General features: G+C 76.1%; 13 protein-coding genes and 1 riboswitch. Of the genes, 8 read left to right on the forward strand and 5 right to left on the reverse strand.

Annotation, left to right across the window (positions count from 1 at the left end):
- Positions 1-136: 136 nt before the first annotated feature.
- The 6 genes from ACWDAS_RS19865 to cobM all read left to right on the forward strand — a co-directional run bounded on the left by ACWDAS_RS19865 (position 137) and on the right by cobM (position 5,233).
- Positions 137-856, forward strand: a complete 720-nt coding sequence (locus ACWDAS_RS19865; protein ID WP_450392383.1) for a response regulator transcription factor — start codon at positions 137-139, stop codon at positions 854-856.
- On the forward strand, positions 853-2,349 hold the full coding sequence (locus tag ACWDAS_RS19870; RefSeq protein WP_450392386.1) for a sensor histidine kinase: 1,497 nt from the start codon (positions 853-855) through the stop codon (positions 2,347-2,349). The genes ACWDAS_RS19865 and ACWDAS_RS19870 overlap by 4 nt, the downstream gene beginning before the upstream one ends.
- A 47-nt stretch (positions 2,350-2,396) precedes the next feature.
- Entirely contained in the window at positions 2,397-2,795 is a 399-nt protein-coding gene (locus ACWDAS_RS19875) for a hypothetical protein (protein ID WP_450392388.1), read from the forward strand.
- Positions 2,792-3,010, forward strand: coding sequence for a hypothetical protein (locus ACWDAS_RS19880; RefSeq protein WP_450392391.1), 219 nt, complete (start codon positions 2,792-2,794; stop codon positions 3,008-3,010). The genes ACWDAS_RS19875 and ACWDAS_RS19880 overlap by 4 nt, the downstream gene beginning before the upstream one ends.
- A 220-nt stretch (positions 3,011-3,230) precedes the next feature.
- Positions 3,231-4,466, forward strand: coding sequence for a precorrin-6y C5,15-methyltransferase (decarboxylating) subunit CbiE (gene cbiE / locus ACWDAS_RS19885; protein ID WP_450392393.1), 1,236 nt, complete (start codon positions 3,231-3,233; stop codon positions 4,464-4,466).
- Entirely contained in the window at positions 4,463-5,233 is a 771-nt protein-coding gene (gene cobM, locus ACWDAS_RS19890; RefSeq protein WP_450392395.1) for a precorrin-4 C(11)-methyltransferase, read from the forward strand. The genes cbiE and cobM overlap by 4 nt, the downstream gene beginning before the upstream one ends.
- 110 nt (positions 5,234-5,343) lie before the next feature.
- Here the strand turns inward: cobM and ACWDAS_RS19895 are convergent, their stop codons facing one another.
- Positions 5,344-5,751 carry a DUF3224 domain-containing protein gene (locus tag ACWDAS_RS19895; RefSeq protein WP_450392398.1) on the reverse strand — a complete coding sequence of 136 codons (408 nt, stop codon included), beginning with the start codon at positions 5,749-5,751 and terminating at the stop codon, positions 5,344-5,346.
- 39 nt (positions 5,752-5,790) lie between these two features.
- On the reverse strand, positions 5,791-6,891 hold the full coding sequence (locus ACWDAS_RS19900) for a cobalt-precorrin-5B (C(1))-methyltransferase (protein ID WP_450392399.1): 1,101 nt from the start codon (positions 6,889-6,891) through the stop codon (positions 5,791-5,793).
- A gap of 21 nt (positions 6,892-6,912) precedes the next feature.
- On the opposite strand from ACWDAS_RS19900, the gene ACWDAS_RS19905 reads away from it, so the two are divergent.
- Entirely contained in the window at positions 6,913-7,671 is a 759-nt protein-coding gene (locus ACWDAS_RS19905; RefSeq protein WP_450392401.1) for a cobalt-precorrin-6A reductase, read from the forward strand.
- 16 nt (positions 7,672-7,687) lie between these two features.
- On the opposite strand, the gene ACWDAS_RS19910 is transcribed toward ACWDAS_RS19905, so the two are convergent.
- From ACWDAS_RS19910 to cobG, 3 genes are read right to left on the reverse strand one after another with little or no spacing between them, the layout of a single operon-like run.
- On the reverse strand, positions 7,688-9,184 hold the full coding sequence (locus tag ACWDAS_RS19910; protein WP_450392404.1) for a precorrin-2 C(20)-methyltransferase: 1,497 nt from the start codon (positions 9,182-9,184) through the stop codon (positions 7,688-7,690).
- Positions 9,181-9,813: a precorrin-8X methylmutase gene (locus ACWDAS_RS19915; protein ID WP_450392405.1), complete on the reverse strand. Its 633-nt coding sequence runs from the start codon at positions 9,811-9,813 to the stop codon at positions 9,181-9,183. The genes ACWDAS_RS19910 and ACWDAS_RS19915 overlap by 4 nt, the downstream gene beginning before the upstream one ends.
- A complete protein-coding gene (gene cobG, locus ACWDAS_RS19920; protein ID WP_450392407.1) occupies positions 9,810-11,177 on the reverse strand; it encodes a precorrin-3B synthase in 1,368 nt (455 codons plus the stop codon). Before cobG ends, ACWDAS_RS19915 begins: the two co-directional genes overlap by 4 nt.
- Before the next feature lie 115 nt (positions 11,178-11,292).
- A riboswitch (cobalamin riboswitch) is annotated at positions 11,293-11,377 on the forward strand.
- Between the two features lie 52 nt (positions 11,378-11,429).
- Between cobG and cobN the strand changes: the two genes are divergently transcribed.
- Entirely contained in the window at positions 11,430-15,041 is a 3,612-nt protein-coding gene (cobN, locus tag ACWDAS_RS19925) for a cobaltochelatase subunit CobN (protein ID WP_450392409.1), read from the forward strand.
- The last annotated feature ends 491 nt before the right edge of the window (positions 15,042-15,532 follow it).

Raw genomic sequence — 15,532 nt, forward strand, 5'->3', positions numbered from 1 at the left:
CCCGGCCCGTTCCGCGCCGCATGCCCACCCCCCCCCGTTGCCGTCCGCCGTCGCGCCGCACCGCAACCGGGCCAGGGAACCGCGCCACCGACCGGGGCCTCTTGGTGATCAAGCCGTTGCGCTTACCATCGCCGCCGTGAGAACCGATGCGCACACGGGCGGCCGGGTCCTGGTCGCCGACGACGACGCCGCCATACGCCGCTCCCTGGAACGGGGGCTGCGACTGGACGGCTTCTCGGTGAGCCTGGCCGACGGCGGCAGGGCCGCGCTCGCCGCCGTACGGGACGGGGCACCCGACGTGGTGGTCCTCGACATCTCCATGCCCGACCTGAGCGGGATCGAGGTGTGCCGCGCGCTGCGCGAGGAGGAGAACGACGTTCCCGTGCTGATGCTCTCCGCCCTGGACGAGGCGGCCGACCGGGTCGCCGGGCTCCAGGCGGGCGGGGACGACTACCTGGTCAAGCCGTTCGCGCTGCAGGAACTGGTGCTGCGGCTGCGTGCGCTGCTGCGCCGCCGTCCCCCCGCCGCGGGCGGGCGGGTGCGCGCCGGGGGGCTGCTGGTCGACCCGGCGACGCGGGAGGCCCGGCTGGACGGGGAGCCGCTGACGCTGACCCGGCGGGAGTTCGAGCTGCTGGAGGTCTTCGCGCGCAACGCCGGGCTGGTCCTCACCCGCGACCAGCTGCTGGACCGGGTCTGGGGTTACGACTTCGACGTGCGCACCGACGCCGTGGACACCTTCGTCAGCTATCTGCGGCGCAAGATGGAGACCGGCGGCCGGGCGCGGATCCTGCACACGGTGCGCGGCGTCGGCTTCGTCCTGCGGGACGACCGGGACGCCCGGAGCGAGCGCTCATGAGGCTGTCCACGCGGCTCGCGCTGGCCGTGGGCGTGGTCGTCCCGCTGCTCGTCCTCGCCTCCGGCGCGTTGCTGATCCGGCTGGTCGCCGCCGACCTGCACGCCCAGCAGGACGCCCATCTGCGGGACCGCGCCACGGCCGTCGCGGGGGACGCCCAGGCCCTGCTGCGGGCCACAGCCGCGGACCGCCCCGCGGCGGAACAGGCCCGTACGCGCAGGCTGTTCAGCTCCGCGCTGGACGTGGGCATCCGGCTGGCCGGTCCCGAGGGCACGGTGTCGGGCGGCCCGCAGCCGGACCCGTCCGTGACGCTGCCCGCCCGTGCGCCCTCCCCGGTCACGATCCGGGCCGGCGGCACCCGCTGGCGTGTGCTGTCGGTGCCGGTGAACGGCGCCCGCAAGGGCGTCCGGGGCACCCTGTGGCTGTTCTCGCCGGACGCCGCCACCGAGAACCAGCTGCGCCAGGTGCGCCGCCGCGTGGTGACCGTGGCGCTGCTGGCCGCGCCCCTGTCCGGACTGCTGGCCTGGGCGGCGGCGGGCCGCGCGGTGCGTCCGCTGCGGCGGCTCCAGCAGCGGGCGAGCGGCCTCGATCCGCGCGTCAGCGCCGTACGGCTGGACCACGTCCCGGCCCGGATCACCGAGGTCGACGACCTGGCGCGCACGCTGCAGACCGTGCTCGCCCGCTACGACGAGCAGGCCTACCGGACCGGCGAGGCGCTCGCCACCGCCCGCTCGTTCGCCGCCGTCGCCTCCCACGAGCTGCGCAACCCGCTGATGAGCATGGGCACCAACCTCGACATCCTCGCCGGCCACCCGGACCTGCCGGACGCCGAGCGCCGCGAGGTGGTGGGCGACCTGCGCGCCGAACACGCCCGCGTTCTGGGCCTGCTGGTGATGCTGCGCGCCCTCGCCCAGGGGGATCTGGTCGAGGAGGACGCCTTCGGCCCGGTCGACGCGGCCGAACTCGTCGACGCCTCCGCCGCCGACCTGCGCCGCCGCCATCCCGAGGCCCGGGTCCGGGTGACCACCGCGCCCGGTCTCCTCGTCCACGGCTGGGAGCAGGGACTGCGCTCGGCGACCGACAACCTGCTGACCAACGCGGCGGTCCACGGCCGCACTCCGGGCGGTCCGCCCACGGTCGAGGTCACCCTGCGGCGCGGCCGAGACGACCGCGCCCCGGCCGTCGTCCTCACCGTCGACGACCACGGTCCCGGTATCCCGCCCGAGGCCCGGGCGGCGGTCTTCGCCCGGTTCCACCGCCGGCCGGACAGCCCCGGCTCCGGCCTCGGGCTCACCCTGGTCGCCCAGCAGATCGCGCTGCACCGGGGGACGATCACCGTCCTGGATCGGCCGGACGGCGCGCCCGGCACCCGCTTCGAGATACGCCTCCCGCCGAGCGGAGTCCGCGACAGCGAGCCGACCCTTCCGCTGCCGCGCCGCGACTGGCTGTCCGGGCGTGCCTGGGAGCCACAAGGTTTCCACAAAGACGCTCCCTAACTTCCGTGCCGAAGGCGCTCCGCGCTTCCGATCCGAAGGAGGACGTCATGCGACGCCGCACCACCGTCGTGGCCCTGGCCACCGTCGTCACCCTGCTGGGCCTCGCCGGCCCGGCCACCGCCGACAGCGGCGGCACCCCGGCCCCGGCCGCCACCCCCACCGGGGACGGCGCCAAGGCCCTGTGCAAGCGCGCCGGCAAGATCGACGCACGCATCGACCGGGCCCTGAAGCGGCTCAACGGGCCGGTCACACGCCGGGGTTCGATCGAGCGGCTGGAGAAGCGGGTCGCCAACGCCAAGGCCGCCGGGCACGCCGAGATCGAGACCTACCTCAACGACCGGCTGACCTTCCGCAAGTCCCTCGTACCGACCCTGGAGCAGCGCCGCACCGACCTCGTGCGGGTCCGCAGCTGGTGCGCCTCCCACGACAACGGCGCCGCCTCGTGACCCGCCGCCTGGCGGCACTGGCCGTGGCCGCGGCGGCCTGCGCGGGACTGCTCACCGCCTGCGGCCCGTCCGGCGGTTCCGCCTCGGCCCCGACCGCTCCGGCCACGGCGCCCGCGGGTGACGCCCCGGCCCCCTCCGACCTCGCCCGCATCGTCGACGACGCGGAGAGCGCGGCAGCCGCGGCGGACTCCGACGCGGCGCGCGGGGACGACTGACCGGGCCGGCTCTCAGGCCGGGTGGAACAGGGCGCTGACCGGCTCGCCGTCGTGGATCCGCCGTACGTACGGCCTCGGCGCGGGCGCCACGGACAGCACTGTCGGCCCGTCCGTGAGCTGCACCCGGCCGCGGAGGCCCGGGCCCGGGGCCCACCTGGCACTTCACGTAGAGTGCGGCTGCTGTGTCCGACCGTTCCCGCCGACTTCCGAGGTGCCCGTGATGGACGACGCGTCCGCCCCCGTGGTCGTCGTCGGCATCGGTGCCGACGGCTGGGCGGGGCTTCCCGCGGCGTCGCGGGAGGCGCTCTGCGGGGTCGAGGTCGTCATCGGAGGGCCGCGGCAGCTGGAGTTGCTGCCGCCGGAGGTGACCGCCGAACGGGTCGCCTGGCCGTCGCCGTTGCGCCCGGCGGTGCCGGGGCTGCCGGCCGCCCACGCCGGGCGGCGGATCGCGGTGCTGGCCAGCGGCGATCCCATGTTCCACGGCATCGGGCGCACCCTCACCGAGGAACTGGGGGCGGACCGCCTGCGGGTGCTGCCGCATCCCTCGTCGGTGTCGTACGCGTGCGCGCGGCTCGGCTGGGCGGTGGAGGACACCGAGGTGGTGAGCCTGGTGGGGCCGCCGCTGCCCGCGCTGGCCGCCGCGCTGCACGACGGGCGCAGGGTTCTGGTGCTGAGCCGGGGTGCCGGCACCCCGGCCGAGGTGGCCGGGCTGCTGTGCGAACGGGGCTTCGGCGCCAGCCGGTTGCGCGTACTGGAGCAGCTGGGCTCGACGCGGGAACGGATCCTGGACGGTACGGCGCGGGACTGGCCGCATCCGCCCGGCGACCCGCTGAACGTCGTCGCGGTGGAGTGCGCCGCGGCGCCGTCCGCGCCGCGGCTGGGGCTCGTCCCGGGACTGCCGGACGCCGCGTACGAGCACGACGGGCAGCTCACCAAGCGCCATGTGCGGGCGGCGACCCTGGCCGCGCTCGCGCCCGCCCCCGGCGAACTGCTGTGGGACGTCGGCGGCGGCTCGGGCTCGATCGCCGTCGAATGGATGCGGGCGCACCGCGCCTGCCGGGCGGTCACCGTCGAGCGGGACCCCGTCCGGGCGGAACGCATCACACGCAACGCGGCCACGCTCGGCGTCCCGGCACTACGGGTCGTGACCGGCGCCGCCCCGGCGGCGCTGGACGGACTGCCCGTCCCGGACGCCGTCTTCGTCGGCGGCGGCCTCACCGCCCCCGGGCTCCTGGAGGCATGCTGGACGGCCCTGCGGCCGGGCGGGCGCCTGGTCGCCAACACCGTCACGCTGGAGTCCGAGGCCCTGCTCGCCCAGTGGTACGCACGGCACGGGGGCGAACTCGTCCGGCTCGCCGTCGCGCACGCCGCCCCGGTCGGCGGCTTCACGGGCTGGCGCCAGGCCATGCCCGTCACCCAGTGGTCCGCCGTCAAACCCGTGGGAGCCCAGCCATGACCGTCCACTTCATCGGCGCGGGACCCGGCGCCGCCGACCTGATCACCCTGCGCGGCCAGCGGGTCCTGGCCCGCAGCCGGGTCTGCCTGTACGCGGGGAGCCTCGTCCCCCGTGAACTCCTCGCCGAGTGCCCGCCGGACGCCCGGCTCGTCGACACCGCGCAGCTGACGCTCGACCAGATCACCGAGGAGCTGGTCCGGGCCCACGCCGAGGGCCACGACGTGGCCCGGCTCCACTCGGGCGACCCCTCCGTCTTCAGCGCCGTCGCCGAGCAGATGCGCCGCCTGGACGCGGCCGGCGTCCCGTACGAGGTCGTTCCCGGCGTCCCCGCCTTCGCGGCGGCCGCCGCGGCGCTGAAGCGGGAGCTGACCGTGCCGACGGTCGGGCAGACGGTCATCCTCACCCGGATCGCGCAGCAGGCCACGCCCATGCCGGAGGGGGAGGACCTGGCGACGCTCGGCCGCAGCGGCGCGCTGATCGTGCTGCACCTGGCGGCCCGCTACGTGGAGCGCGTGGTGGCCGAACTCACCCCGCACTACGGCACGGACTGCCCGGCCGCGGTGGTGGCGATGGCCTCCCGCCCGGACGAGCTGGTGCTGCGCGGGACGCTGGGCGACATCGCGGAGCAGGTGAAGGAGGCCGGGGTGGTCCGCACCGCGGTGATCATCGTCGGGCGCACCCTGGGCGCGCAGCAGTTCCGCGACAGCCACCTGTACTCGGCGGAGCGCGTCCACCGGCACGCGACGGACTGCGGCGCCTCCTCCTAGGTGCACCCGGTCGCGGGTGTTGTGGGGCGGTGGCGCCGGTGGGCGGGCGCGAGACGGTGGGACAGCCGAACCACTAACGGCACCACCGGCACTGCCGTCGCGCCCGGGCCTCAGCCGAGGTCGTAGTCGAACCAGATCCGGTGGGTGCCGTCCTCGTCGAGCGCGAGGCCGCCCGTGCCGGTGACGCCGGCCAGTTCACCGGTGCCGCTGGTGGGGACGATGACGAAGAACTCGGCGGTGCGGTCGCTGCCGGAGGTCGTCGCCGAGTGGGCGAAGTTGAAGGTGCCCTCGCGGCCGTTCAGCGAGCCCTCGAAGGACTCCATGGCCACATAGGTGCCGACGCCGGTCGCCTGGTCGTACGCGGCGGTGAAGAGGGTCGAGGAGCGGCCGGCGACCTCGCCCTCGAAGTGCTTGTCGATCGTGGCGACCCCGACCGGCGTCCCGGTGGTCACGGCCGGCTCCGGCACGAGCTCGGTCGGCACGAATGCCTTGACGTCAAACGTTCCCGCGGCTCTCATGCGTCGAGTCTAGCGACGCTCCCGGCCCCGCGCGGCGGGTCAGCCGGCCCGGCCCACGATCGTGCCGGCGCGGTCGATGCAGATGACGTCGACCGTGACGGGGGCCTCGCGCAGGACGCCCGCGGCGGTGCGGCGGGCGGCCTCGGCGACGAGGTCGCCGAGCGGGACGCCCCGGGCGAGGCACAACTGGATCGCCTCCAGGCCGGTGTTGGCGGCGGCGACGGCCTCGGCGAGGGCCTCGTCGGCGCCGCCCCGGCGGGCCAGGTCGGCGAGGAGGCCCTTGTCGACCTGGGAGCGGGAGGAGTGCAGGTCCAGGTGGCCGGCGGCCAGCTTGGACAACTTGGCGAAGCCGCCGGCGATCGTGAGCCGCGGCACGGGGTGGCGGCGCAGGTACTTCAGCACGGCGCCCGCGAAGTCCCCCATGTCCAGCAGCGCGTCCTCGGGCAGGCCGTGCACGGCGACCGCGACCTTCTCCGAGGTCGACCCCGTGCAGCCCGCGACGTGTGTGCGCCCGGCCGCCCGCGCGACGTCCACGCCGCGCCGGATGCTGTCGATCCATGCCGAGCAGGAGTACGGCACGACGATCCCGGTGGTGCCCAGCACCGACAGGCCGCCCAGGATGCCCAGGCGCGGGTTCCACGTACTGCGGGCAAGCTCCTCGCCGTTGTCGATGGAGACGGTGATCTCGACGTCGCCCGCGGCGCCGCGCCGGGCCGCGACCTGCGCGACGTGGTCGCGCATCATCGTGCGGGGGACGGGGTTGACGGCGGGCTCGCCGACGGCCAGCGGGAGGCCGGGCCGGGTGACCGTGCCGACGCCGGGGCCGGCGCGGAAGACGACCCCGCTGCCGGGGGCGCCGTGGCGCACGGTCGCACGTACGAGCGCGCCGTGGGTGACGTCCGGGTCGTCGCCCGCGTCCTTCACGACGCCCGCCGTGGCCCAGCCCTCGCCGCGCTCCTCCACCGCGAGGGCGAAGGCGGGCCGCTGCCCCTTGGGCAGGGTGATCGTCACCGGGTCGGGGAACTCGCCGCCCAGCAGGGCGGTGTACGCGGCGGTGGCCGCCGCCGTCGCGCAGGCGCCGGTGGTCCAGCCGTGCCGCAGCCCGGCCCGTTCCAGCTGGGCGCTCCGGCCGCCGCTCACGGCGCGCCGTAGGGTGCGGAGGTGACCGGCAGACAGCAGCACGTCCTCGTCCTCGGCGGCACCACCGAGGGCCGCCGCCTCGCGGAGGCGCTGGCCGCCGACCCGGCCGCGTGGCGGGTCACCAGCTCGCTCGCGGGGCGCGTGGAGCGGCCGCGGCTGCCGCCCGGCGAGGTGCGCACCGGTGGCTTCGGCGGCCCCGCGGGGCTCGCGGCGTGGCTGCGGGAGCACGCGGTCGACGCGGTCATCGACGCCACCCATCCTTTCGCCGGGACGATCTCGTTCAACGCGGCCGAGGCGGCCTCGGCCTTCGATGTTCCCCTGCTGGCGCTGCGCCGTCCCGGCTGGGTCGCCGGGCCCGGCGACCGCTGGCGGCCGGTGGCCTCGCTGGCGGAGGCCGCGCGGGTGCTGCCCGCCCTGGGGCGACGGGTCTTCCTCACCACGGGCCGCATGGGGCTGGCCTCCTTCGCGGGGGTCACGGACTGCTGGTTCCTGGTGCGCAGCGTCGACGCCCCGGAGCCGCCGCAGCCACCGCGGATGGACGTACTGCTGGACCGGGGCCCCTTCACGCTGGACGGGGAGCGGGAGCTGATGCGGCGGCACGGCATCGACGTCGTCGTCACCAAGGACAGCGGCGGCGCCGCCACCGCGCCCAAGCTCACGGCCGCCCGCGAACTGGGCCTGCCCGTGGTGGTCGTGGAGCGCCCACCCGTCCCTGCCGGCGTGCCCGTCGCCCCGGACGTGCCGGGCGCGCTGGAGTGGCTCCGCACGCGGGCGGCCTGAGCGGGCGCCCCGGGCGTCAGGCCGGGTAGCGCCGCGGCGTCCACACCACCGTGGTGCCGTCCCCGCGCCGCACCGCCCTGGTCTGCGACGAGCCGACGAGCAGGACGCACCGCATGTCGACGGTCGCCGGGTCCAGGTCCTCCAGCGTCGTGACCCGTACGGCCTGCTCGGGCCCGCCGACATCGCGCGCCACGACCACGGGCGTGCCCGGGACGCGGCCCTCCCGCAGCACCTTCAGCGCGGTCTCCAGCTGCGTCTTGCGGCTGTGGGAGGCCGGGTTGTAGAGCGCGAGGACGAGGTCCGCGGCCGTGGCGGCGCGCAGCCGCTCCTCGATCACCGTCCACGGCTTGAGCCGGTCGGAGAGCGACACGACCGCGTAGTCGTGCCCCAGCGGCGCGCCCGCGAGCGCCGCCGCCGACTGCGCGGCGGTGATGCCGGGCACGACCCGTACGCGGACGTCCAGGTACGGCTCGGCGGAGGCGGCCTCCAGCACGGCGGTCGCCATGGCGAAGACGCCGGGGTCGCCGGAGGACACCACGGCCACAATCCGCCCGCGCCGTGCGAGGTCGAGGGCGAACTCGGCGCGCTCGGCCTCGACGCGGTTGTCGGAGGCGTGCCGCAGCTGACCCGGACGGACCGGGACGCGGTCCATGTAGGTGGTGTAGCCGACCAGTTCGTCCGCCTCCGCCAGCGCGGACCTCGCCTCCGCCGTGAGCCACATCGGCCCGGCGGGGCCGAGTCCGACGACCACGACCTCGCCCCGGGCCGGGGACGGCTCCGGCGCGGGCCGCTCGTCGATACGGCTGGGCAGCACCGCGACGGCGAAGTACGGCACCGACCCCGGGTCCACGTCGGCCAGCCGCTCCAGGCGCTCGGCCTCCATGGTGGCCCGCTCGACGTAGTGGGCGTCCTCCAGGCGTCCGGCCGTCTCCAGGGCACCGCGCACCGCGGGGAAGGTGCGGCCGAGCTTCATCACGGCCGCCGCGTCGGTGGCCGCGAGGCGCGCCGCCAGCTCCTCCTCCGGCAGCGTGCCGGGCAGGATCGTCAGCACCTCCTCGCCCTCCACCAGCGGCCGTCCGATGCGGGCGGCGGCGGCGCTCACCGAGGTGACGCCGGGGATCACCTCGGCCGGGTAGCGGCCGGCGAGCCGCTTGTGCATGTGCATGTAGGAGCCGTAGAAGAGCGGATCGCCCTCCGCGAGCACGGCGACGGTGCGCCCGGCGTCCAGGTGCGCGGCGAGCAGTTCCGCCGACTCGGCGTAGAAGTCGTCGAGCGCGCCCCGGTAGCCGCCCGGGTGGTCGGTGGTCTCCGTCGTGATGGGGTACATCAGCCGCTCCTCGATCTGCTCGGAGCGGATGTGCGCCGCGGCGATGGAGCGGGCGATGCTGCGGCCGTGGCGGGCGCAGTGGTACGCGATGACGTCGGCGGAGCGGATGACCTCCACGGCCCGCACGGTCATCAGGGAGGGGTCGCCGGGGCCGAGGCCCACCCCGTACAGACGGCCGGTGGTCATACGATTTCGCTTTCCGTCGCGATGGCGTTGAGGGCGGCGGCGGCCAGGGCGCTGCCGCCGCGCCGGCCCCGCACCACCAGGTGCTCCAGCCCCGAGGGGTGTGCGGCCAGGGCGTCCTTGGACTCGGCGGCGCCGACGAAGCCGACGGGCACGCCGATGACCGCGGCGGGGCGCGGGGCGCCCGCCTCGATCATCTCCAGCAGCCGGAAGAGCGAGGTCGGGGCGTTGCCGACGGCGACGACGGAGCCCTCCAGCCGGTCCCGCCACAGCTCCACGGCGGCGGCGCTGCGGGTGGTGCCGAGTTCGGCGGCGAGCGCCGGGACGGCGGGGTCGGAGAGGGTGCAGACCACCTCGTTGTCCGCGGGCAGCCGCTTGCGGGTGACGCCGCTGGCGACCATCTGCACGTCGCAGAGGATCGGCGCCCCGGCGCGCAGCGCGGCGCGGGCGTCGGCCACCACCGAGGGGCTATAGGCCAGGTCCCGTACGAGGTCGGTCATGCCGCAGGCGTGGATCATGCGGACGGCGACCTGCGCCACGTCCGGTGGCAGGCCGCCGAGTTCCGCCTCGGCGCGGATGATGGCAAAGGACTGACGGTAGATCTCCGGTCCGTCCTTCTCGTACTCGATCACGTCGTCCTCGGGGGTGGTGGGGTGCTGGTGCGGCGGGCGGTGACCAGGGCGGCGGGCAGGTCCCCGGCGGCGGTGGCCGAGGCGGTGCCGGCCACGGAGACGCGGTAGCGGCCGCCGGCGCCGGCCACGACGTCGACCCAGGCGCCGTCCGGGTGGCCGCAGCGGCGTTCGCAGCCGGAGAAGTGCACGGGCAGCAGACGGTGACCGGGCTCGGGGGAGGCGTCGCGCAGGGCGGCCTCGGCGTCGGCGCGCACGTCCGCCAGCGACTTGGCGCACCCGGGCCGCCCGGCACAGGCGGTGACCCCGCGCCACGGCGACTCCTCGCCGGTCAGGAAGCCGGCCGCGGCCAGGCGCCGCAGCGCCTCCCCGGCCGCGTCCACCGGCAGGCCCGGGAGGACGACTCCGCGCCAGGGCGTGACCCGCAGTTCTCCGCCGCCTGCCCGCGCCGTCTCCGCGAGCAGCCGCCAGGCCTCGGTGGTGACGCGTCCGAGGCGTACGCCGACGGACAGCGCGCACGTCCGGCCGTCCGGTCGTGTGACGGTGCCGAGCGCGGGACCGCCGGGGGTCCCGGCCGCCGTCGCGGGGGCCGTGGCGCCGCCGGCCTCCTGGGCGGCGGGACCGGAAGCACCCGCGCCCGCCAACCGCGCGGCGAGTTCGGAACCGCCGGGGTCGATGTCGGCGATCCGCCAGGCGCGGACGCCGCGTTCGGCGGCGAGCGTGAGGAAGGTCTCGGCGGCGCGTACCGCCCAGCGGGGCGCTTCGGCGGCCGGTACCCGGGCGACGGGCCTGCCGGCCAGGCGGAGTTCGGCGGTGGAGTCGTCGGGCCGCGCGATCAAACTCACATCGGCACCGAGGGCCGCGACGTCACCGCGGCCGTCGTCCAGGGCGAACAGGAACCGCCCGGAGAGCGCGGCGGCGGCCGGGCTCGCGCACAGCAGGGCGTCGAACTCGCGGAGCCAGCCGCGCAGATCACCGTTGCCGCGGCCGTCGAGCCCGCCGAGCGGCGAGGCGACGACGTTGCGGGCACGCTCGTGCGCCCATGAGGGCAGCAGTCCCGCGTCGCCGAGCAGCTCGGCCAGTGCGGCGCCCGCGCCGGGGTCGCGCACCCCGCGGAGCTGCAGGTTCCCGCGCGAGGTGAGGTCGATGCGGCCGTCGCCGAGGCGGTCCGCGGCGGCCGCCAGCAGCTCGGCCTGACGTATCGTCAGCAGGCCGCCGGGGATGCGGATCCGGGCCAGGCCGCCGTCGTCGGCGGCGTGCAGCCGCAGCGCGCCGGGGCAGGCGTCGTCGCGTCCGCGCCCCGCCGTCGCTGCGGCGAAGGCGCCACTCACGGGGGTATCGGAGGGCGACGGCATGGCCGCGAGCATACCCGCGGGTACCGCGGGGCCGTATGGACCGCGGGGCCCGCAGGACAGGCGCAGCGCTTACCATGCTGCGCGGGCGGGTCACCCAGCCGCGCCCACGCCATCGACGGCAACAGCGGAGGAAACCGGTGCGATTCCGGTGCGGTCCCGCCACTGTCACCGGGGCCGGCGCGAGAGCGCCGGGCCACGGGAGCCAGGAACTCCGGCCGTCATCCACCGGCCCGGGGCGCGGACCCCGAGGAAGGCACGTCCGACGTGATCCTGCTGCTGTCGACCTCCGACACCGACCTGCTCAGCGCCCGCGCCGCGAACGCCGCCGGCGGCCCCGTCCCGTTCCGGCTCGCCAACCCCGCCCGGCTGCCGCTGGACGAGCTGCCCGGCCTGCTCGACGGCACCGATCTGGTCGTCGTACGCCTCCTCGGTGGGCGCCGCGCCTGGGACGATGGGCTGGACGCGCTGCTGGCCGGGCCGCGCCCGGTGATCGTGCTCACCGGTGAACAGGCCCCGGACGCCCAGCTGATGGAGCTGTCCACCGTTCCCGTCGGCATCGCCGCCGAGGCCCACGCCTACCTCGCGCACGGCGGCCCGGCCAACCTGGAGCAGCTGGCCCGCTTCCTCTCCGACACCGTGCTGCTCACCGGTCACGGCTTCGACCCCCCGGCCTCCGCGCCGTCCTGGGGCCGGCTGGAGCGCGCCGAGGCCGTCACCGACGGCCCGCGGGTCGCCGTCCTCTACTACCGGGCCCACCACATGAGCGGCAACACCGCCTTCGTGGAGGCCCTCTGCTCGGCGATCGAGCGGGCCGGCGCCCGGGCCCTGCCCCTCTACGTCGCCTCGCTGCGCGCCCCCGGGCCCGAACTGCTGGACGCCCTGAGGGGTGTGGACGCCGTCGTCACCACCGTGCTCGCGGCGGGGGGCACCCGCCCGGCGGACGCCTCCGCGGGCGGTGACGAGGAGGCCTGGGACGCGGGCGCGCTGGCCGGCCTCGACGTGCCGGTTCTGCAGGCGCTGTGCCTGACCTCCTCGCGCGAGGTGTGGGCGGAGAACGACGAGGGCCTGTCCCCGATGGACGCCGCGACGCAGGTCGCCGTCCCCGAGTTCGACGGCCGCCTGATCACCGTCCCGTTCTCCTTCAAGGAGATCGACGAGGACGGCCTTCCCGGCTACGTCCCCGACCCGGAGCGGGCCGCCCGCGTCGCGGGCATCGCGGTGCGCCACGCCCGGCTGCGCCACATCCCGCCCGCCGGGCGCCGCTTGGCGCTCGTGCTGTCCGCGTATCCGACCAAGCACTCCCGCATCGGCAACGCCGTGGGCCTGGACACCCCCGCCAGCGCGGTCGCGCTGCTGCGCCGGCTCCGCGACGAGGGCTACGACTTCGGTCCGGGGGAGGAGATCCCGGGCCTGTCCTCCGGCGACGGCGACGAGTTGATCCGCGCGCTGATCGACGCGGGCGGCCACGACCAGGACTGGCTCACCGAGGAGCAGCTGGCCGCCAACCCGGTGCGCATCCCGGCGGCCGACTACCGCCGCTGGTTCGCCGCGCTCCCGGCGGAACTGCGCGACGCGGTGACGGAGCACTGGGGGCCGCCGCCCGGCTCCATGTTCGTCGACACCAGCCGCAACCCCGAGGGCGACATCGTGCTGGCCGCGCTGCGCCGCGGCAACCTGCTGATCCTCATCCAGCCGCCACGCGGCTTCGGCGAGAACCCGATCGCGATCTACCACGACCCCGACCTCCCGCCCTCCCACCACTACCTCGCCGCCTACCGCTGGATCGGCGCCCCCGCCGAGGACGGCGGCTTCGGCGCCGACGCGGTGATCCACCTCGGCAAGCACGGGAACCTGGAGTGGCTGCCCGGCAAGAACGCGGCCCTGTCCGCCGCCTGCGGTCCCGACGCCGCGCTCGGCGACCTCCCGCTGATCTACCCGTTCCTGGTCAACGACCCCGGCGAGGGCACCCAGGCCAAGCGCCGCGCCCACGCCACCCTGGTCGACCACCTGGTGCCGCCGATGGCCCGCGCCGACTCCTACGGCGACATCGCGCGCCTGGAGCAGCTGCTCGACGAACACGCGTCGATCGCCTCCATGGACCCGGCCAAACTGCCCGCCGTCCGCGCCCAGATCTGGACGCTGATCCAGGCCGCCAGGCTCGACCACGACCTGGGCCTGGAGGACCGGCCGCACGACGCGGAGTTCGACGACTTCCTGCTCCACGTCGACGGCTGGCTCTGCGAGATCAAGGACGCCCAGATCCGCGACGGCCTGCACGTGCTGGGCCAGGCCCCCGCCGGAGCCGAGCGGGTCAACCTGGTGCTCGCCATCCTGCGCGCCCGGCAGATCTGGGGCGGCACGGCCGCGCTGCCGGGGTTGCGCGAGTCCCTGGGGCTGGACGAGTCGAAGGCCACCCGGCTCACCGCCGACGCGGCCGAGGAGCAGGCCCGCGCGCTGGTGCAGGCGATGGAGGACGCCGGCTGGGACCCGGCGGCGGTGACCGAGGTCGCCAAGGGCCTGCCCGAGGACGTCGCCCGCGTCCTGGACTTCGCCGCCCGGCAGGTCGTGCCGCGGCTGGCCCGTACGGTCGACGAGACCGAGGCCGTCGTGCACGCTCTGAACGGCGGTTTCGTGCCCGCCGGCCCGTCCGGCTCTCCGCTGCGCGGCCTGGTCAACGTCCTGCCGACCGGCCGCAACTTCTACTCCGTCGACCCCAAGGCGGTGCCCAGCCGGCTCGCCTGGGAGACCGGCCAGGCCCTCGCCGACTCCCTCCTCGCCCGCTACCGCGAGGACAACGGCGGCGCCTGGCCGCGGTCGGTGGGCCTGTCGCTGTGGGGCACCAGCGCGATGCGCACCGCGGGCGACGACGTCGCCGAGGCGCTGGCGCTGCTCGGCGTACGGCCGGTGTGGGACGACGCGTCCCGCCGCGTCACCGGCGTCGAGGCCGTCCCGGCGCAGGAGCTGGGCCGCCCGCGCGTCGACGTCACCCTGCGCATCAGCGGCTTCTTCCGGGACGCCTTCCCGCACGTCGTGGGCCTGCTGGACGACGCCGTGCGGCTGGCCGCGGGCCTCGACGAGCCGGACGAGGTCAACTTCGTCCGCGCCCACACCCGCGCGGACCTCGCCGCCCACGGCGACGAACGCCGCGCCACCACCCGCATCTTCGGCTCCCGGCCGGGCACGTACGGCGCGGGCCTGCTGCAGCTGATCGACAGCCGCGACTGGCGCAGCGACGCCGACCTCGCCGAGGTCTACACGGTGTGGGGCGGCTACGCGTACGGGCGCGGCCTGGAGGGGCGCCCCGCGCGGCAGGAGATGGAGACCGCCTACCGGCGGATCGCGGTGGCCGCCAAGAACACGGACACCCGCGAGCACGACATCGCCGACTCCGACGACTACTACCAGTACCACGGCGGCATGGTCGCCACCGTCCGTGCGCTGACCGGGCGTTCCCCCGAGGCGTACATCGGCGACTCCACCCGCCCGGAGAGCGTCCGCACCCGGTCCCTGGTCGAGGAGACCTCGCGGGTCTTCCGTGCCCGTGTCGTCAACCCGCGCTGGATCCAGGCGATGCGGCGGCACGGCTACAAGGGCGCCTTCGAGCTCGCGGCGACCGTCGACTACCTCTTCGGCTACGACGCCACGACCGGCGTCGTCGCCGACTGGATGTACGACAGGCTCGCCCGCACCTACGTCCTCGACCCGGAGAACCGCGCGTTCCTGCAGGAGGCCAACCCCTGGGCCCTGCACGGCATGGCGGAGCGGCTGCTGGAGGCCGAGTCCCGCGGTATGTGGGCGGAGCCCGACCCGGAGGTGGTCGAGCAGCTCCGGCAGGCGTTCCTGGAGACGGAGGGCGACCTGGAGGGCGGCGAATAGCCGGCCGCACGGGCGTTGCGGGATGCTCGGACGTCTCCTGCGGTCTTGGGCGGGACGACGGCTCGCCGCAACGCGGACGCCGGGCGGGGCGCGAGCCCGGGCGGACGGACGCCACCGCGCCGGTGCGCTCGCTGCTGGAACCGGTACCGGCCCACCGCACCGCCTGGACGGAGGTGCTGCGCGCCGAGGGCGGCGCCGCCGAGGTGGCGCTGGACACGCCCCGCCACGGGTTCGCTCGCCACGAGCTTCCCCGACTACGTGATCCGCGGCGCCGGCCAGGACGTCGTCAAGTCCACGGCCATCTGACGCCACGGCGCCCCGCCGGTCACTCCCGGCGAACGCCGCCATGCCTGCCCCGCCGCGCCCGGGCCTGCCCGGGAGCGCACGCGAGATGTACCGGTCGTCGTCATGCGGGGTTCGCCGGGGCGTGGGGGCGGGGGGTCCGGGGCAGCGTTACCGTGGGGGACAGGCGCACGTCCGTTCCCGTGGAC

The organism is Streptomyces sp. NPDC001070, assembly GCF_053598835.1.